The sequence below is a fragment of the Succinivibrio dextrinosolvens DSM 3072 genome (assembly GCF_900167015.1).
Lineage (GTDB): Bacteria > Pseudomonadota > Gammaproteobacteria > Enterobacterales > Succinivibrionaceae > Succinivibrio > Succinivibrio dextrinosolvens.
Genome location: NZ_FUXX01000006.1, coordinates 23,043 through 42,070 on the forward strand (window position 1 = coordinate 23,043; position 19,028 = coordinate 42,070).

Genomic DNA, 19,028 nt, shown 5'->3' on the forward strand with positions numbered 1-19,028 from the left:
TCCGATGTCATTCATCAACTCCGCGAGAACATCTGTTGGGCTGGTCACCAAGCATGCTGATCTTATGCTTGTTGGTGCTGTTATTGCCGTTATTGCCCTGATGATTCTTCCAATGCCTACACCGCTGGTGGATCTTCTGATTTCCATGAATCTTGCGGTTTCATTCGTGATTATGATGATGAGTCTATACACGCCGTCAGTTCTTGGATTTTCATCTTTCCCTACAGTTCTGCTATTTACTACACTATTCAGACTGGGACTTAATATCTGTACCACCCGTCTGATTCTTCTGCAGGCTGATGCCGGTGAGATCATCTATACCTTCGGTGAATTCGCTGTTGGCGGTAACTTCGTTGTAGGTGCCGTGGTATTCATTATTATTGCTATTATTCAGTTCCTGGTTATTGCAAAAGGTTCTGAGCGTGTATCCGAGGTTGGTGCAAGATTCTCTCTGGATGCTATGCCTGGTAAGCAGATGTCTATCGATGCAGACCTGAGAGCCGGTTCCATTGACGGTGAAGAGGCTCAGAGACGCCGTGAAGAGGTTGGTCTTGAAAGTAAGCTTTATGGTTCCATGGACGGTGCGATGAAGTTCGTTAAGGGCGATGCTGTTGCCGGTCTGGTGATTGCTGCTGTTAACGTTATTGCCGGAACCATTATCGGTTCAAGTATGAATGGACTTGGTCTTTCAGACTCACTTAAGCTTTACGGTATTCTGACCATTGGTGACGGTCTGGTATCTCAGATCCCATCTCTTCTGATTTCAATTTCAGCAGGTATTCTGGTAACCAGATCCGGCGGTAAGGTTGATAACGTTGGTGAACAGATTGGTGGAGAAATCTTCTCAAGACCAAAGGCATTAAAGGTTGCATCTGCAATGGTGTTCCTATTTGCTCTGGTTCCAGGTTTCCCTAAACCTCAGCTGTTTTCTCTGGCTGTAATCATGTATATCATCTCCTATGGTCTTGAGAAAATGTCCTATCAGTCAAGTGCGCCTGAACCTGATATCAAGACTCAGCTTGTTGATAAGACCCTGGCTCCTGCAGTTAAAGGAAACGGTAAGAAAGCAAAGCGCAGCGGTAATGCCGAAGAGTTTTCTCCAATTGTTCCTATTATTCTTGATCTTTCAGATGACCTGTATGAGGCTTTAGATTATTCGGCTCTCGATGACCGTATGATTGAGCTGAGAAGTGCTCTTTATTATGATTTGGGCGTACCTTTCCCTGGAATCAATCTGCGTAATAATCCTGGACTTCCGGGCCTTTCCTATGCGCTTAACCTCGACGAGATACCTATTTCAAGAGGTATTCTGATGAAGGATAAGTTACTGGTTAGAGATCAGCCGGAAAACGTTAAGATGCTTGGTATTGATATTGAGCAGGGAGAGGATTTCCTTCCTGGTGAGAAGTCCTGGTGGGTTGATAAGAAGTATAAAGATGAACTTGAAAAGATCAATATTACTGCTCTGGACTTTGAAGATATTATAACTCTTCATACTTCTATTCTTCTTGCAAAACATGCCGGTGACTTCATTGGTATGCAGGAGAGTAAGTATATTCTCGACAAGATGGAGGAGAGAGCTCCGGACCTTGTACATGAGGCTACACGTTTACTTCCTCTGCAGAAGATTGCAGATATTTTCAAGCGTCTGGTTCAGGAACAGGTATCTATTCGTGATTTAAGATGTATTCTTGAGAATATTATTTCCTGGGCACCTCGAGAGAAAGACATCATTATGCTCTGTGAGTATGTTCGAGTTGGTCTGAAGCGACAGATCAGTTACCGTTATACAGCTGATCAGAATCTGCTGCCTGCAGTTCTGATAGATCCTAATGTGGAAGAGGTGATTAGAAAGTCAATCAGACAGAGTTCAGCTGGTTCCTTCCTGGCACTTGATCCTGACAGTACGAAGAAATTTATTGAGGAACTTAAGCGCATCAGATCAACCACCAATAAGAGAACTGTTATTATTGCCTCAATTGATATCAGACGTTATGTTCGTCGTCTGATTGAAGGTGAGTTCTATGATGTTCCTGTTCTTGATTATCAGGAGCTGACTCCTGAGGTTTCTGTTCAGCCTATCGAAAGAATCCGTTTCTAACTATTGGTACTCCTCACTTCTGGGGAGTATCTGTCTTAAATATCGCTTTTTCTCTGATTCTTTATTTTCTTAGTGAGCTTTTTTGTTTATCTTTTTGAAATATAAACAAAAAGGTGCGAATGTCACAAATTTTAACATTTGTTTTTATAAGAATTCTTCGTGCAATAAATCGTTTTTCTGAATATTTATTATTAATTTTTTTGAAACTACATATGTAGTTCAAAAATAAGAAAATCATTTAATATCAATAAATAATATGAATATATGTGTAACATTGTATCTACATAATAAAAAATGTGATCAATATAAAAAATTTGAATATATAGTAACAAAAATAGTTGAATTACTAAAGCGGATACTTATACTAGTAAATAAGAAAACTGATTTTTTGACAAGAACAACGATTTTTTTCTGACTTATGAGATAAATTTAAATAGCAGTGAAGGTAATTTGCATATGACCTGAAACTGTGTCAGACATAAAACCTGTTTTTGTCAATCATTAGGAGTTAATTATGACAGAAGAAGAGTTCCAGAAGAATTTAGATAAGTATGATTTCCTGTTAGATGGAATTCCAGAGAAGGAAGCAGTCAAGAGTGCTGTAGCTCTCTTTCAGAAGGGGGCAACCTTAGGTGAACTGGTTGGCCTTGATTCAGATAAACTGGAAATCATGTATGCATACGCTTATAACCTATATTCATCAGGTCAGTATGCAGATTCTGAAAAAATATTCAGAGCTTTGGTTGTCTATGATGGATCCAAGACCAAATACTGGGTAGGACTGGCAGCCTGTCGTGAAAACCAGAAAGCTTATGCAGAAGCTGCAGAGCTTTATGCAATGGGTGCAACCATGGGCGGATTAGAAGATCCTGAACCTATGTATTACTCAGCATTATGCAGATTAAAGGCAGACCAGAAAGAGAATGCCATTGCAGCTTTAGAGTTTATTGACATTATGGGTAAAGGCAATAAACCACACGATTTACAGATTAAGGCAAAAGCTAAGGCAATGCTTGAGACCTTAAAACAAGTTGAAAATAAATAGGAGCGTATATTATGTCTGACAAGGTAAATAATTATGCATCACAAAATCTAGATTATCAGGCTCAGCTTGCCGCCTTAACCGAAGACTACAAAGCTGGAAAGATTGATGCGAAAACTTATGTTCAGCAGACTGTTCTGCTTGAACTTAGAAATTTCAAGACACAGACTGACGTTGATAAGAACAGGACTCAGCTGGAGAAACCATCTGATAAGGCTCTGGGTGAGCTAAAGGACTTAGGACTTGAAGCTCTTCTATCCTTTATCTCAGGTGAAAACAGAAAAGCTTCAATGAAATCAGCTGAGAGCAGAATTGCTTCCAATAAGGCTGAGCGTGAAGCTAATTTCCAGAATACCATGGACAAAATCAATGAGAATATTAAGAAAGCAGAGGAAAAGGAAAAAGCTTCATGGTGGCAGAAGGCTTTGGGCTGGATTGCAAATGTTGTAACCGCAATTGTTGCAGTCGCAACCTTAGTTGTTGGCGTTGTGTCATTAAACCCAGCTATTATTGCTTTAGGTGTTGCTGCCTGCTACTTTGCCGCATCTAGTATTACAGCTCAGGCAACTGGTGTGGGACTGACAGAAAGAATGCTTGGCCCTGCACTGACTAAAGTTTTCGGAGAAACTGCTGCAAAACTTATTTGTACTGGTATTGATCTTGTTGGCGGCTTTATTTGTACTGCTTACAGTGGTGCAGGTCTTGTTTCTATGGTGAAGGCTGGTGCAGATACATCTAAGGCTACTGCTGAAGCACTGAAAACTGCAGCATCTATTGCCTCATATATCGATAAGACCAAGTATATTGCAACCGGAATGAACGGTGCAACTGCTATCGGAAGCGGTACTGCCGGCGGTTTTGCTACCTATTATCAGTATAAGGTTGATCAAGGTAAGATTGATCAGATGGCACTTAAGAAAGCTTTAGAAAAGCTTATGGTTGAAGATCAGGAAGTTCAGAAAACTGTAAAGCAGATTCTTGAATATTTCCAGCATATGACAGATGACGTTACCCAGGTTGTCAAAGACAAGAACAATACCATGACTAACGTAATGTCTGTAAGCCCAAGCGGTAATTTTGCATAGGTTTTTTGGGGGGGTATTATGATGGTTTTTGATTTTGAAGATAGAATTTTAGAGTTGGATTCTGCTTTATTATGCAATATTGATGGTGTCGGCAGTGGAACTCCTGTTCAGCAGGGTGGGGGTTATAATAATGAGGAAGATTACGACCTTGTTGATGAAGCTGAATTTGATAAAGTTTTGGATGCTGATGATGATTTAGACGTTGATGGTGCTGATGGTGCTGATGAGGTACCTGATGCTAAAAAAACTGAAGAATCAGCTGATCCAAGTAAAACTACACTGGATAAGCCTAAAAATCCTCCTTCAGTAGCGGATCATCAGGCTCTGATGACTGCAATGGCAAATGCTGATAAGACTGTTGGCAGCATTGTTGAACTGCTGCAGGCAATCATCAAGATGAATCGTGAAAGAAAAGATCTGGAAGTTAAGATGATGTGGACTGAATGTCAGAATATCTGTAATAACATTCAGGCTCAGGCAGACAAGATGAAGGCAGATGCTGTAAAAAGTCTGGTTATTGGTCTGGTAACTTCTAGTATAAGTGTTATCTGCGGTGCGCTGTCAGTTCGCTCAGCAGTTAAATCTGTTGCTGCGATGCAGTCGGCAACTACCAAACTTAATCAGGCAAGTGAAGGTGCAACCAGAGCTGCTAAAAATCTTGCATCAAAGAACTTTGACGCTGATAAGTCCGTTATTGATGCAAGACTTCAGAAATGGAGTGGTATTAATGAAGCTGTGAAGGGATTGAGTTCGATGGCAGGCTCTGTCAGTGACTACATGAAAGCCAATATGGAAGCAGATAACAAGAAGATTGATGCGGCAAATGAAGTTCTGCGTACCGCAATGGAAGAGATTAAAAAGGCTCTTGATGATGCTCGAAACTCCATTACCAGTGCTCAGTCTAACATCAATGAGCTTCTGCAGACTCATCGTCAGACTACAAATAAGGTTATGGGTTAGTATATGGAAATACATAATCCTAAAGAGGCCTTTGACTTCATCCTGAAAATAACAGGATGGAGTCCTGAAATAGGCGAACATGGAGAATACCTTGTCGAACTTGACAGTGGTGTTCTCTCTTTTTTTTCTCCTGATGCTGTCTGCATAATTATTCGACAGAAACTTAATTCTCTTCCTGAGGCTGAACCTGACATCAGCAATATGTGTCGTGATATTGCAAAACTTAATGCCGGTCTTGCAAAACTGGCTCGCTGCAGAATCGTTTTGGACGGTGAAGATGTTGTCTTAGAACAAGTTTTATCACCAATAGAAATAAATGAGTCACATATTGATGAAGTATTTGAAGATTTTCTAAACGACTTTGATTATATTAAAGGTAGATTAGAAAATAGCGTTTCAGTTTCTCCTTTCTCGGCTATGCAGTATTTTATTTAGAAACATGGACCTGCATATTCCCAGAGAGGGAGCTTTGGGGATGTATTTTGAAAAAGTTTCTTTGTATATTTTTCTCATTATGGGCAGTGCTGGCTACTCCGGCTCTAGCCTATAATTTTTCATCTTCATATTCTCATTATTCTGATGGCGAAGATCTTAAGAGTGTTCTAAAAGATTTTGCCCGAGTCATGAATAAGGATTGTGTTGTCTCCAACAGAATTACCGGCGTTGTAAGCGGCCGTTTTCAGGATGTTCCTGGCAATCAGTTCCTTGAAGGTCTGAAGATAGCATATGGTGTCCGTTACTATGTTGTAAATGACACTATCTATTTTTTCCATGAGAATGACTGGGAGCAGAAGCTTGTCAATGTCGGTACTCCACAGCAGGCAAATACTCTTGCCAATACTCTTGTAAACAGTGGTACAGTTCCTTCAGAGCTTCCACTTAAGACCAAGGGTAGTATGCTGGTTATTCAAGGACCATCCGATCTTGTTGCAAGAATAGATACTCTTGCCATTTCATTCAGTAAGAATCTGGATACCAAGAGTGTAATGCGCGTCTTCAAGTTAAAGCATGCCAAGGCAAATGATACTCAGATTTCATCTATGAACAGAACTATTGTGATACCTGGTGTCGCCTCAATTCTGCAGAAGATGGTCAATGGTGCAACTGTGGGCTCTAGCAACAGTATTATTCCTATGAAAGCTACTGTTTCAAAGCTTAAGGGAACAGGTCTTGCTTCAATAGGTGCAGCAGAGAAGACTGAGGATGAGGGGGCTAAGGCTCCTACCATAGGTGATGCAAATCCTGGCAATGATCAGGGCACTTCTGTAAATATCATGGCAGATACCAGACTTAATGCTGTTATCATCAATGATGCAGAATACAAGATGAGCTACTATGAGAAGGTTATCAAGGATATTGATCTTCCTGTAAAGCTGGTTGAACTGCATGCTGCGATTGTGGACGTTGATGTTTCAGCTGCTAAAGATCTGGGTATATCATGGCAGGGCAATAAGAGATTCGGCTCCTTTACCGTAGGCGGTGGTGTTGGCAAGTCTTCAAATCTAAGCTGGAGCGGAACCAATGCTATTACAAATTCAACCAATGGCGGTATTTTCTCAACTGTTCTAAATTCAGCATCCGCTCAGTTCTTCTCTGCAATCAATTTCCTAGAAGAGAATCAGCAGGCAAGAACTCTGGGCAGACCATCTGTAATGACTCTTGATAACGTTGAGGCAACCCTGGAGAATACAACCACAAGATATGTAAAGGTTGCAGGCTATCAGGATGTAGACCTCTTTAAGGTAGAGTCTGGTACTGTTCTTCAGGTTACCCCTCATATCATTGAAGGTCAGCCTGGTGAAAAACCAATGATTTCCATGGTTGTATCAGTACAGAGCAATCAGGATTCAAACGAGACAACATCTGCTGAAAGTGATTCAGTTCCTCCAATCAAGCAGACAAAAATCAATACTCAGGCTGTAGTAAGAGAAGGTCAGAGTCTGCTTTTAGGCGGTTACTATGTAGAATATAAACAGGATGATTCATCAGGAGTTCCTGGTCTTAAGGATGTTTCAGTTATCGGAAAGCTTTTTGGTACCGATTCTAAGACCAAGTACAAGAGAGAACGTCTGATTCTTATTACACCTAAGGTACTGGATTTAGGTGAAGCTCAGGCAATGCCGGATGATATTGATGATGCAGACTTTCAGGTCAGCGCAACTCAGGATAATTATCTGAAGCGTCCTGTTAAAAAGAAAGACAGCTCTGGTTGCAGTTCAAACAGAGCATCAAAAAATAACAACTGATTTGTATAGATAACAGAAGAACGATATGGCTGATTCATACACCTTTAAGGTGTTCACCGGACCTCACAATGGACTGGTATTTGATTTAAAACCAGGTTCATATAAGGTTGGTAAGGGTACAGATAATGATCTTATTTTCTCTGATGAGGAAATGGGAAGCTCTGCAGCTGTAATTGAGGTTACACCTTTTGACATAAATATTACCCTAAATGATCCGGCTCTGCTGGATGGTCAGACTGTGGAAGCTGGTCAGCTTAAGTGGGAAAGCGGAAGTTTCCTTCAGTTAGGTGATACTCTTATATGTTATCGATCTTCTTCTATTAAAGGTCCATGGGCCAAACCTGATTTTGCTTCAGAACAGCAGCCAGCTGATGCGGCCAGTGGCTCATCTCAGACAGAAGAAGGGCAGGGTAATGCAGTCGCAGCTGATGGTGAAGAGTCAAAAGCTGAAGGTGAAGAAGGAGCTGAAAATGCGGCTGAGGCTGAATCAGCAGCAGCTGCTGAAGCTGCTGTAGAAGAGAATAGTGCTCCTCCTACAGTTAAGGAGCTGCTTACCAACAGGTCAATTATTCTTACAGCATTAAGCGGTATCCTGCTGATAGTGCTTCTGGTTGCCTTAATGTTCGGTTCGACAATTTTCAAAACCAGTGAGCTGGAAACAGACCTTAATGCACTGAATAACATCATAAAAGAGAATAACTTCAAGGATCTTAAAACAGATGTGAATGACGGAATCATTGATCTTAATGGTTCTGTGGAATCCAAACAGAGATTTGCAAAGCTGGTTGAGGTTCTGCCTAAGCTCAAGACTACTCTGAATCTGAATGTTGAAGTTAGAGACGATGAGATTTTAGGTGTAGAAAGAGATTTCATGAATCTTGGCTATTATGTACGTGCTCACTACATCGATGATGGAAAGATTGGTGTTGATGGCTATATGGCTGATGCATATGTTCAGGCAGAGGCATTTAATGCTATGGAACCTCGTTATAAGGATAGACTTAAGGGCAGAATAATCTACAGAAATGAGCTTGAGAATTCGCTTAAGGATAACTGCGAACATAATGGCGTGCATAATATTCAGCTGGTTTTAGGTAAGGGCAGAGTTTACTACAAGGGAAGAACAACCCTTGAAGATGAGAACAATCTTGAAACAGCAAGATACCTGACAGCTGAGAAATTTGGCATACCATTGATGTTTACAAGATACGATCCTAAGGCAAGTTCAAGTGTTGAACGTTTAGACGGCACTGAGGTTGTTGAACTGAGTGCTGCAACAGATGAAAAAGTTACATCTTTGACAGAACGTTCTCATGAGACTAAAACCACAATTAAACAAGAGCAGAATGCGGATGAAACAGCTATACTTAGTGTAACGATGAAACCTATGAGATTTATTACACTTAAGAACGGAAGAAAGTATTTCGAAGGCGGTGTTCTCCCATCTGGCTTTGTAGTTACTTCCATTGACCTTAATAAGGTTGTTCTTACGAAGGGCAATGAAGTTAAAGAATTGCAGCTCAAATAGAAATAAGGAAAATAATTATGGTAACCACACAGACTAAGGATGATATTTCAATGCTGGTTCAGCTTGGAATGGCTGCCTGCATGAATGGCGATGTTTACAACGCTAGAAAAATGTTTGAGAACCTATTAGAGTACGAGCCTGATTTGAGAGCTGCTTCATTAGGCCTTGCTTTCTCAAGAATCGTTACTGACGAATTTCAGGAAGCTGAAGATATTTTAAATGGACTTCCTGAGGATGATGATACTCTTTCTCTAAAGGTTATTTCGTTAAGTCTACAGCGCAACAGCGATGAAGCTGGAAGTATTTATAACAAGATTAAAGACAAGCATTCTCCTGAGGCACTTACTGCAAAGCAGTTTATGGATTACAGTGCGGACAGGTAGCAGATAAATATAAGGACGTGTCGATTATGAATTACAATCTAGGGCAGAATGACGTTTTTAAAGCCTGGGAAGAAAAAGACCAGAAAGTCTTCTATAATTTGGGAAAGGAGTACTCAACCTGGTCCTTTGATCTGAAGAAGGCTATGGATGAAGGTTTGGATTCTGTAACATTCAAGAAGCTTGCTGCTTTGAAGAATGCTGTTGATATTGCAGTTGATATCTGTAATCAGCAGAGTTGATTGGGTTGATTAAGTTTTTACCCTGGAGATAATTATGGATTTAGCTTCACTTGGTATTTCATCTTTACAGAACAGAATGGACCAGCAGAAAGCAACTCTTGAAGAGGCAATTGCTAAGGTTGGTAGTGGTTCCGGAGAAGACCAGCAGAAAGATATGATTATGCTGCAGTTCCAGCTCGGTCAGTATAACGCTATGGTTGAGACTGTATCTAACATTACAAAATCAATGACAGATATGCTAAAGAGTCTTGCTCAGAAGGTTTCTTAAGCTTGTTAGTGTTAGCTGGTTGTTTTGTATGTAAATGGCCAGCTGAGATTTTTGTTTACATGAAAATGGGAATGCCTTAAAAAGCATTCCTTTTTTATTTGTGTGAAATTTATCAAGTATATTCATGTTGTTCTCTATAGCTGTCTTATCTATTTCTATACTGAAAAAGACAAGGTCAGAAATAAGGTTGCTATCCTATATGTCGTTTAAGAAATCCCTTCTGGCGATAGCTGTATTTGAGGTTATCTGCTGTTCAACTCAGGCGGCAACCGTGAAGTATGTGGATACTTTCGGTAAACCTATGTTTGCTCTTAATTTCGTTAATGACTATGCTCGACAGGATGAGGAAGGAAATCTCTGGAGTCTAACTGAAGATCATAGAAATGCAATTGTCGATGCTGCCTCCATCTGGGGAGAACTGTTTGCTAAAAACAGTAGTAATACCACCTATCTGCCAATATCAGTAAAGCTCGCGTATGAAGCAGGTAATATGAACAATGCCTCAGCTGGCTCTGAGGTTGACGTTAATTCTACTTATACTTTACTTCAGAATGGTATTATCACAGGTAGGATTCTTGATAATAATCTCGCTGAATATACGATCAATCAGTCAACCAAAATTGGCTACATGCCATATTTGTACCCTGTTCCTACCATGGAGGTAACACAGGAGTTAACTACAACAACCTTCCATGAACTTTCTCACGCTCTGGGTATTTCATCTGAGGCTCCTACACTTAAGCTGCTAAAGACCCAATGGGATGATATAAAGGAAGATCCTGATAGTGAGGATCTAGTTAACTTACTTAAGGAAAATCACTATTTAGATGAAAATAACGAGTTTGTCGATAATCCTCCAAATCCTCTTGCAACTACAGGGGGTTCAAATAATATGACCGCCTTTGCTTCGCATCTGTGGTCTTTCATGAAGATAAATGGAAATTCAGCAGTAGAAAAAACTAACGAGGCTCCAACACAACTTAAATATTTATCTTGGCTTTCTTATTCTGAAAATCCAGTTGCAGACTCATTTATTGTAGGTCCAGGACAGAAAAGTGGTGTTTACTTTATAGGCCCAAATGTTACTGCAGTATTAAACGATGCATTACCTGGCGTTCCTGTCAATGGTATGGAAAAGCGTAATGGTTTTGAACTTTCTCATTTAGAACTTGCCCACAGTATGATGAGTCATCAGAATTATCGTAATTACGTCACTCTGATGGAAGCGGAGATGGCTGTATTTCAGGATATCGGCTATAAAATTGACAGACGAAATTTTTACGGCAGCTCCGAATACCGTAATGGACAAAACTACACAAACACTAATCCTTTTTATGCCCGTAATGCAGAGGGTACAGCATATATTGCAGGAAAGCCTAATACCGCAACTTTAGGTGTAGGTTTTCATCTGTATGGTTCAAATAACATTGTAACCCAGGCAGCCGATCTATTAGCTGACGGAAGAGGCGGTACCGGTATCAGATCAGACGGTTCTGGAAATACAATTATAATTCCATCCTCGACCAGAATTACTGCAAACGGTGATCATGGCACAGGTATTCTTATGTCCTATGGTAAAGACAATACCATTGTAAGCAGGGGAGCCATTGAAGCAACAGGGACAGGTGGAAAGGCGGTAGCCTTTGATTTTGGCGTAAATATGCTTGGCGAGGATGAAGATAGCCGCGGCTCCTACATGAGAACAGTAGATGGAAAAAAAAGTGATATTAGTGGTGAAGTCGATGGATATGAGCTTAATCTTAAAGGACCACTGGTAAGTACATTTGATCTCTCAGGAAGTCTTGAAGGAAGATATGCCTCAATCTATATTGCCGATAATGCGTATGTTGAACAGATTAATGTGTTGAAAGGCGCTTCCATCAAAGGAGATATTATATCCGAGTGGGATCCTAAAGATAAAGATATCAGTGACAGCGCTCCCCAAAATTTGTATATCGATCTGAATTTCGGTTACGGAGTAAAGGCAGATGGAACATCCACAGGCTCAGGAGACAGCTCCTTTGCCATGACTCTGGAAGGTTCAATTGCAGGTTATAAAAGTCTAAAAATCAATCATGCAGCAGGTACTCTCAACATTGAGGGAACTGTTGCTGCCTATGATTTGGTCAATAGCGGATATCTTGCCATCAAAGATGCTTCTGATGATAAATACTGTGCTGATATCAAACATGATTTTACAACCACCGGAACATTAGAAACCGGCTTCTATGCTGACAGTACCAGTGACAAGATAAAGGTTGGAGGTTCGGCTACTGTTGAAGGCAAATGGGTTTTAAGACCAAATCTTGATTTCTACAGTAATAACGCTAAGATTTCTCCAGAGTTTCCTGTAGTTGCTAATTCATGGGATCGCGATAGTTTTGCTTCAGTCGATATTGTAGGGGCTTTTTCTCCAACTCTGAAGATGCGACTTTCTGATGCAACTGATCCCAACAGTCCGAAAGTTGAAATGTACCGTGACAGTGATGCCTACTCCAAGTATGCAGATACAGGAGCTGATGCACAGGTGGGTAGCGCCCTGTATGAGATTGCCTCGGTAGCCCATGGAGATATGCAGGAGCTGATAACAAGTCTGGATTTCTCTGACATGCAGGGTAAGAGTGTAACTTCAGCCCTAAAGCAGTTAGGACCATCAGCCTTTGACTACGGTTCTATGACAGCCTTAAAGGACAGTACCGCTGTAACCGGAGAGCTTATGCGTCATATGCAGTGAACCATGCTCAGCTCCAGATACAACAATCTCTACAACAGCGACAGTCTCATGGCCTCAAACAGCTATGATTTAAACTCAGGAATTAAAGGTGTTTCAGACCGAAAAATAATAGGTTTTGTCATACCTTACGGTGATTTCACCAAACAGAGCGGTAACAACGGTCTTGATAACATGAGAAGCTACTCAGGAGGTGTGGTCTTGGGAGCTGAGTGTGTCAGAGACGATGGTGTAACCTATGGTATCCATGGTGGTCTGAGTATCAGAAATACCAAAGTAAAGGCGGAGAATGTCAGCAAGATAGACAGTCAGGGACTGTTTGTAGGTCTTCACGGCAGTATCTCTCCAGAGGAATGGGGCGGATATTATGCAGAAGGACAGGTTAAGGCAGGCTGGTACGAGAATCAGTCCAAGCGTCATATTGATTTTAACAACTACTCGAGAAGAGCCAAGGGTGATTACAGTACCTACAGTACCGGTCTGATCTTAGGTGGAGGCTATGACTTTACCTACGGAACCTTAAGTTTCGGTCCTATGGCCTATACAGAATATAACTTCATACATAATCAGGGCTTTACAGAAAAGAGCGGAGGAGGCACCAATCTGAAGGTAAAATCCTCAAATGCAAATTCTCTGCAGACCACTTTGGGAGGACATCTGCTGAAGATGTGGTCTCCATCTCAGGAGATAGGACTGAGTGCAGATTTCAGAACTGGCTTCAGGCATGAGTTTCTGGATGATGACTTTAGAACCAGAGCCTCATTCAGTGATTACGGCGCCTACAGCTTTGAGTCCTATACCAAAGGAGCAGGCAGAAACAGTATCTTCTGTCAGTCAGAGCTGACCCTTGAGAACAGGAAATACCGTACCTTTGCCTCACTAACCTTTGGTTATGAGCATCACAGGAATGCTGATATCTACAACGTCGGTATCAAGGCAGGACTAAGGTTCTGATAAATGGCAGGACAGTATGGAATGCTGTCCTGCTGAATAAGCCTTCTCTTCAATTCCTGTACATGATGATTTTCATTCCTCTAAAGCTGAACAGTAGTGTCTGCATTTGCAATCTCTTGCTTTGTAGAATGTCAATCTGTGAAGTTCTTCAGATAATCTCTAAAAGTCAGGAAAAAATCCATAGAGATAAATAATCTCCCGTTAGAATATGAATAAAACAAACATAATAATATGGAGTCTGCTATGAATGAACAGGAGCTGGTTGAAGCCTTTGGAAAGAGAATTGGCTTACCTGGACTCAGTCTAGGTGATGAGCAGTGCTGTGCGGTTACCTTTGACCAGGATGAGGTCATAATTGATCATGAGAATAACCATCTTTTTCTGTTTTCTGAACTTGGTTCTGCATCTGGTCACGAGAAACTCTATACAACCATGCTTGAGGCAAACCATTTAGGCCAGTCCAGCGGATTTGGTTCCATTGGTTTAGATCCTGAACGAGGATGTTTTACTCTGACCCGTGTACTTGTCGGACCTTATGATTTAAAGCTTTTTACTGAGCAGGTTTCTCTCTTTGTTAAAAACGTCCGTTACTGGAAGCGTTATCTAACAGAAAACTAGTGGAAGATAGGCTAATAAAATGAATTACACAGAACTTATTGATACTTTTGGAAATCGAATCGGAATAGATGGACTTGCCTTTTCCAGGCAAGGCTCGTGTTCGGTTAGTTTTGATGATGATGAGTTAATTTTCGAACTGAATGGAAACCGATTATTTGTTATATCTGATATTGATATAGCTGAAGATGAAAGTGAGGCATTACACAGGGTAATGCTTGAAGGTAATCATTTTGGACATAAGACCGGTTTTTCCTGCCTTGGACTTGACCGCAGAACTGGTAGCTACACTTTAAGCAGGGTTTTTGAAGGGGAAATTGAAATAGAAACTTTTATGAAGGAAATTGAATTGTTTGTCAGAGCGTTACGTTATTGGAAACAGTATCTTAATGGCGGAACAACAGAACAGAAAGAAGAATTCTCATTTTCTACAAACGTGATTTTTCCCTGAATAAAGTGTTCTACTTAACAAAATTGGATTCCTGTTCTATTTTTTTTATTTTTTGTTTACTATAATGTAACTACATAAGTAAAAGAAGAAAGCAGGGAGTAGACTATGTCTGATCCAATTCTCAATAACAATATCAATAATAACGTCAATCAGATCAATGATAACGCCAATATTCAGCCTAATGAGAATTTAAAGCTTGAAGATCTTCCTTTAGAACTTTTAAAGCCAAAGGAAAGTCTTGGGTGGAAAATATTCAAAAACTCTCTGTTTATATTAGGTGGTGCAGCGCTGACTGTTCTGACAGCTGGTTTTTCTGTTGTTGTATATGATATCTATAAATCAAAGATTGCTTCCACACCTTCTTTTAAAAGAATGCTTGAAATGAACACAGGCGATCCTGAAGATGAAAAAAAAGAAAAGAAGATACACTGGAGGTATGAGCCAAGTAAGGATTTTTTGAATGCTCATACCGATGATCTGAAAAAGCCTATCAAAAAAAATGCTTTGTCTCTATTCAACAAAGCTATTTCGCTGAGTGCTCCTTCTACAAAGAAAGGAACTCAGGAACTGTGTAATCTTATGGCTGAATTCAAAGATGGGCATCATGAGAATGACTGGATTTTCGATAAGCCTGTTGCAGAGTTTACCAAGCATGTTGGAAATGACATTGCAGATAAGATTATCTCTAAGAAATTAGGTAAAGAGTATATTCTTGATGTTGAGGGGCAGCGAGAGCTTACACTTAAAGCGGTTGTATGTCGTAAACTTACAATAGATTGTGGTGGTCCTGATGGAGTAGCCAAGGCCTTTGAGGGCAAGACCAATCAGGAGTGTTACGATTTGATTGTCAAAACTCTAAATAGACTGGCTCAGCCTTATGCCGAGGAAATTAATCAACTGCATGCGAATAATCAGGTAAATCAGCCTGAAAATCCAGTAAACCAACCTGAAAATCAGGAGAATCCTCCAGCATAAAAATATTCTCTATAGAAAGGAAATGGTTCTGTACTGAGTTCAAAGGACTCGGATCTTTTTGATCCTCTGTACTCTGAGTTGTGTACGGAGCCGTTTTTCTATCTTTGTTCAACGTCTAATCTTATAGTTTGGATAAAAACATCTTCAGCTTATGTGTCGGCTGCTCTGCATTTTTAGAAATTAAAACCATGGAATTACCTTAATTTTGAGGAAATTAAGTGGCTGAACCTCTCGGTGCAGTCTAGAATTATATAAGACAGTTGCGAATATAAGCTTAGGATATTAAGAATAAGGACTAACCGTAAATGGACGTTGCAAATATCGACAGAATGTTAGAATCTCTGGACTCTCCCAAAATAGCAAAGTTTGGCACGAATCCTCTGTCATGCACATCTATACCAGGTTTTGGTTCTCTGTTTATATGTTTAAGAGCTAAAACTCTTATGTTTTACACCAGCATAGAGAGACTGGGGGCCGAGAGTAAAAACTTTCCCGCACTTTTTGAGATGATTTTAACTTCAGATGTCTCTGGTGGCCGGTTCAACAATCTAAGACTTGCTTATGACAGTGATACCACTGTTCTGTGGCTTTGTTATGACATCAATCTTGATGATGTTACAACTATGGTTCTCAGAGATACTGTCAATTCTTTTATCAATAATGCCAAGAGCTTTAAGAAGCTTTTAAAAACTCAGCTTTTGGATGTTGTTATACAGACTTTAAGAGCCGGAGTCGGGCAGAATGATGATTCATTTATACTCTCTCCAGAGATGGAGCATGCTTGTGCGTTAAGTCTTGCCTGTTCGAATGTAGGTGCTGAGAGAAATTATGAGCAGAACAAGCCAGTTCAGACTTCCCCTGAGGTACAGGCTCAGCTTAAACAGTCAATTACTGCACTATCTGGTGGTGCAGCCGGAGCGCCTTCAGGTGGAGCTCCTGATAGTAATGAGCCTGAGCTTGTCAATGTAATGATAGCTCAGAGTACGTTTATGCTCGCCTAGACTTTTTGAATATTATACAAAATCCCGACAATAGCTTTTCTTTTAAATCAGCCTTAGGAAGTAGCTTATTATCACACTGTTTATAGGGTCAGCCAGCATGAAACCTACTATAGGTAATAGAAGGTAGGTCTTAAATGATGAGCCGTATTTTCTGGTAATTACCATCAGAGTTGCAACAGAGCTTGATGGTCCTCCCATACCAACGCCGATTGAGCTTGCAGAAAGAACCGCCGCATCGTAATCTCTTCCTGTCATAATATAAACAATGAAGAAAACAAAGAACATCAGCAGTACAAACTGGGCTATAAAAACTGCAATCTGAACCATATTTATATAGTTTAACTGCCAGAGTGCAAGTGCCATAAAGTCCATGGCAAGATACAGAGAGAGACCTATACCACCAAGATAGTTGAGTTCACTGGTGTAGAATGTATAACGACCGGTCTTGATACTGAGATTACGAAGAATTATCGCAATCAGCATTGTTCCTATATAGTATGGAATGGATGCTCCAATTGTTGCGAAAAGATCACATGCAGCAGAGCCAATTCCAACTACAAATATCATCTGAAAGCATGCTTTTGCCAGTTTTGTGGAAAAGGGAAGGTTTGCGTCTGCCGCATCAGAATTTTTCTCAACATAGATCTTTTCAGATGCTGGCTTCAGTTTGTACTTTAATATGAGGTAACGGCCTAATGGTCCACCGATAAGTCCAGATACAATAATACCTAAAGTACATATTCCAAAAGACATGTTCTTACCGTTGGCAAGTCTTAAGTCTTCGAGAAAATCTCCAAACTGTTCAGTGATGCCAGAACCTCCCGCCATCGAAATTGAACCTACAGTAAAGGCCGTTAGAGAGTCGAAGTTAAATGTTGAGGCCATAAATAGACAAAGAGCATTCTGACAGATAATAAGTACAACAACACCCAGAAGCAGAATCATAAATGTCGAAATACTTCGTTTTATCAGACTAAAATCAATCTGAAAACCAATTGCGGTAAAGAAGATCACCATGCATAGTTTTTCTATGGAATCGCTGGTGGTAAAAACAAATCCTGCCTTATAAAAGCAGCAATTAACGATGGATATGACCAGTCCTCCCAGAACCGCAGAAGGAATACAGTACTTTTCTAACAAAGGAATCATTTTTTTTATCTGCAAACCAAGGAAGAGAACTACAACAGCCAAAGCTGCTGTCTCATACATATTAAGGCTAATAATTTCCAGCATTTTCTGTCCTTAGTCCGAAGCGGCTACAATATGAATATCAAATAGAGGGCTGCTATGATCAGTCTCTTTTACATTTATGTCGTGATTCTTATAGAATCTGACTGCTCCAGGATGAAATCTCAGAGCTTTTATTAAAGGCTCTGCCGCATCTTTTATTTCTATTATCTCTGAATTCATAGCAATTGAATAATCCTGCTGTGAATTTATGTCAAATAGGGCTCCCATCAGCTCTTCAATCTTGGAATTATCAACTCCGTTATGCGCCTGAAGCAGAATATTTATGATAACGGTACCAACCGCTTCATTCTGTCCGTGGTACTGCTTAGGGAATATTTTCGCTGAAGTAAGATATTTCTCGTACTTGCTTATACTTCTTAAGTGGTCCTGCTTTATAGAAAGGAATTTCACCTTTATGGAATTACATAGATCCTTTGCATATTCGGACGGGATCCTGTCAAATAGGAATAAAGCTTCAGCCTCCTTGTTTTTTAACATCTCCACAGCTTCTTCAGGATTTTTTATCACAAGCTTTCTTGCTTCTCTTTTTATGCCATGGTCTTTTAAAAGTTTATAGGCCACATCTTTTGCACAGTTGTCATAGCTTCCGACCACAACTGTTTTTTCTCCAAGATCTGAAATATCCTCATAAGGAGAATCTTCTCTTACAATGGCATGCAGTGCTTCATCGATAACTCCTGCTACCGTTGAGTTGTATACAGAGATATCATCTCCGTCGTTTACAACCTCATAATTCTTCTCGTTGATACTGCCTGCAACATAGGCAGGATTGATTTTTGTGACAGTTATAAGAGCAGTATCAAGTGCATATGCATTTATAAGTGCAAGATCGATAATTCCATTATTTAAAAGCCTTAGAGAAGCATTGGAATCTTCAGTATAAATAGGCTTTAGTCTGATGCTTGCTCCGGATTGTTCAAGCTTGTCATTTAATTTTTCTGTGTATTTGCATAAATCACTATCCGGTGCACCGACACCCACTCTCAGTGTGTTATCTTCCTTACAGCCGGTTAATATCAGTCCACAGACAATTAAAGCAAGTATTCTCTTCATGTGAATCTCTCAGAGTTAAACTCTAAATATTCAAATCTCTTCAATGTGGTTAATTGAGTAAATAGGGAAGAGTAATTTCATTATTTATTATTGTGAAAATACGGATTCTCTAGATAAACAGTAACTCTTTAAAAATTATAAGAAA

The 19,028-nt window shown here is 40.1% G+C and carries 18 protein-coding genes; 16 read left to right on the plus strand and 2 right to left on the minus strand.

The genetic code is table 11. The features are described from left to right. Nucleotides 1-4 precede the first annotated feature (4 nt). The 16 genes from sctV to B5D46_RS02920 all read left to right on the plus strand — a co-directional run bounded on the left by sctV (nucleotide 5) and on the right by B5D46_RS02920 (nucleotide 16,579). Nucleotides 5-2,101 (plus strand): type III secretion system export apparatus subunit SctV, encoded by a 2,097-nt coding sequence (gene sctV / locus B5D46_RS02845; RefSeq protein ID WP_078928140.1) that lies wholly within the window; start codon nucleotides 5-7, stop codon nucleotides 2,099-2,101. Nucleotides 2,102-2,615: 514 nt separating this feature from the next. Then, the gene (locus B5D46_RS02850) at nucleotides 2,616-3,146 is read left to right on the plus strand and encodes a SycD/LcrH family type III secretion system chaperone (protein ID WP_078928141.1); all 531 of its coding nucleotides are present in this window, start codon (nucleotides 2,616-2,618) and stop codon (nucleotides 3,144-3,146) included. Between the two features lie 11 nt (nucleotides 3,147-3,157). After that, nucleotides 3,158-4,228, plus strand: coding sequence for a type III secretion system translocon subunit SseC family protein (gene sctE, locus B5D46_RS02855; protein WP_078928142.1), 1,071 nt, complete (start codon nucleotides 3,158-3,160; stop codon nucleotides 4,226-4,228). Nucleotides 4,229-4,246: 18 nt separating this feature from the next. Next, entirely contained in the window at nucleotides 4,247-5,188 is a 942-nt protein-coding gene (locus B5D46_RS02860; protein WP_078928143.1) for a hypothetical protein, read from the plus strand. 3 nt (nucleotides 5,189-5,191) lie between these two features. Beyond that, entirely contained in the window at nucleotides 5,192-5,623 is a 432-nt protein-coding gene (locus B5D46_RS02865) for a type III secretion system chaperone family protein (protein WP_074837798.1), read from the plus strand. A gap of 47 nt (nucleotides 5,624-5,670) precedes the next feature. Next, nucleotides 5,671-7,434, plus strand: a complete 1,764-nt coding sequence (gene sctC, locus B5D46_RS02870) for a type III secretion system outer membrane ring subunit SctC (protein ID WP_078928145.1) — start codon at nucleotides 5,671-5,673, stop codon at nucleotides 7,432-7,434. A gap of 25 nt (nucleotides 7,435-7,459) precedes the next feature. Further along, the gene (sctD, locus tag B5D46_RS02875) at nucleotides 7,460-8,962 is read left to right on the plus strand and encodes a type III secretion system inner membrane ring subunit SctD (protein ID WP_078928147.1); all 1,503 of its coding nucleotides are present in this window, start codon (nucleotides 7,460-7,462) and stop codon (nucleotides 8,960-8,962) included. A 17-nt stretch (nucleotides 8,963-8,979) separates the two neighbouring features. Next, the gene (locus tag B5D46_RS02880; RefSeq protein ID WP_078928148.1) at nucleotides 8,980-9,345 is read left to right on the plus strand and encodes a tetratricopeptide repeat protein; all 366 of its coding nucleotides are present in this window, start codon (nucleotides 8,980-8,982) and stop codon (nucleotides 9,343-9,345) included. A 26-nt stretch (nucleotides 9,346-9,371) separates the two neighbouring features. Further along, a complete protein-coding gene (locus tag B5D46_RS02885; RefSeq protein ID WP_078928149.1) occupies nucleotides 9,372-9,584 on the plus strand; it encodes a hypothetical protein in 213 nt (70 codons plus the stop codon). A 34-nt stretch (nucleotides 9,585-9,618) separates the two neighbouring features. Beyond that, nucleotides 9,619-9,852 (plus strand): EscF/YscF/HrpA family type III secretion system needle major subunit, encoded by a 234-nt coding sequence (locus B5D46_RS02890; RefSeq protein ID WP_078928150.1) that lies wholly within the window; start codon nucleotides 9,619-9,621, stop codon nucleotides 9,850-9,852. 199 nt (nucleotides 9,853-10,051) lie between these two features. Continuing rightward, nucleotides 10,052-12,586, plus strand: a complete 2,535-nt coding sequence (locus B5D46_RS02895) for a hypothetical protein (protein WP_078928151.1) — start codon at nucleotides 10,052-10,054, stop codon at nucleotides 12,584-12,586. Nucleotides 12,587-12,589: 3 nt separating this feature from the next. Next, complete coding sequence (locus tag B5D46_RS02900) at nucleotides 12,590-13,537, plus strand: autotransporter outer membrane beta-barrel domain-containing protein (protein ID WP_078928153.1); 948 nt, start codon at nucleotides 12,590-12,592, stop codon at nucleotides 13,535-13,537. A 243-nt stretch (nucleotides 13,538-13,780) separates the two neighbouring features. Next, a complete protein-coding gene (locus tag B5D46_RS02905) occupies nucleotides 13,781-14,155 on the plus strand; it encodes a type III secretion system chaperone (RefSeq protein ID WP_159443004.1) in 375 nt (124 codons plus the stop codon). A 19-nt stretch (nucleotides 14,156-14,174) separates the two neighbouring features. After that, complete coding sequence (locus B5D46_RS02910) at nucleotides 14,175-14,603, plus strand: type III secretion system chaperone (RefSeq protein WP_078928155.1); 429 nt, start codon at nucleotides 14,175-14,177, stop codon at nucleotides 14,601-14,603. Nucleotides 14,604-14,708: 105 nt separating this feature from the next. Further along, nucleotides 14,709-15,578 (plus strand): hypothetical protein, encoded by an 870-nt coding sequence (locus tag B5D46_RS02915; protein ID WP_078928156.1) that lies wholly within the window; start codon nucleotides 14,709-14,711, stop codon nucleotides 15,576-15,578. A gap of 305 nt (nucleotides 15,579-15,883) precedes the next feature. Next, entirely contained in the window at nucleotides 15,884-16,579 is a 696-nt protein-coding gene (locus B5D46_RS02920; protein ID WP_078928157.1) for a type III secretion system chaperone, read from the plus strand. A 42-nt stretch (nucleotides 16,580-16,621) separates the two neighbouring features. Here B5D46_RS02920 and B5D46_RS02925 read toward each other — a convergent pair whose 3' ends face one another. Both B5D46_RS02925 and B5D46_RS02930 read right to left on the minus strand, forming a co-directional pair. Beyond that, nucleotides 16,622-17,812: a sodium/glutamate symporter gene (locus tag B5D46_RS02925; RefSeq protein WP_078928158.1), complete on the minus strand. Its 1,191-nt coding sequence runs from the start codon at nucleotides 17,810-17,812 to the stop codon at nucleotides 16,622-16,624. A 9-nt stretch (nucleotides 17,813-17,821) separates the two neighbouring features. After that, a complete protein-coding gene (locus B5D46_RS02930; protein WP_078928159.1) occupies nucleotides 17,822-18,883 on the minus strand; it encodes a TAXI family TRAP transporter solute-binding subunit in 1,062 nt (353 codons plus the stop codon). Nucleotides 18,884-19,028: the final 145 nt, after the last annotated feature.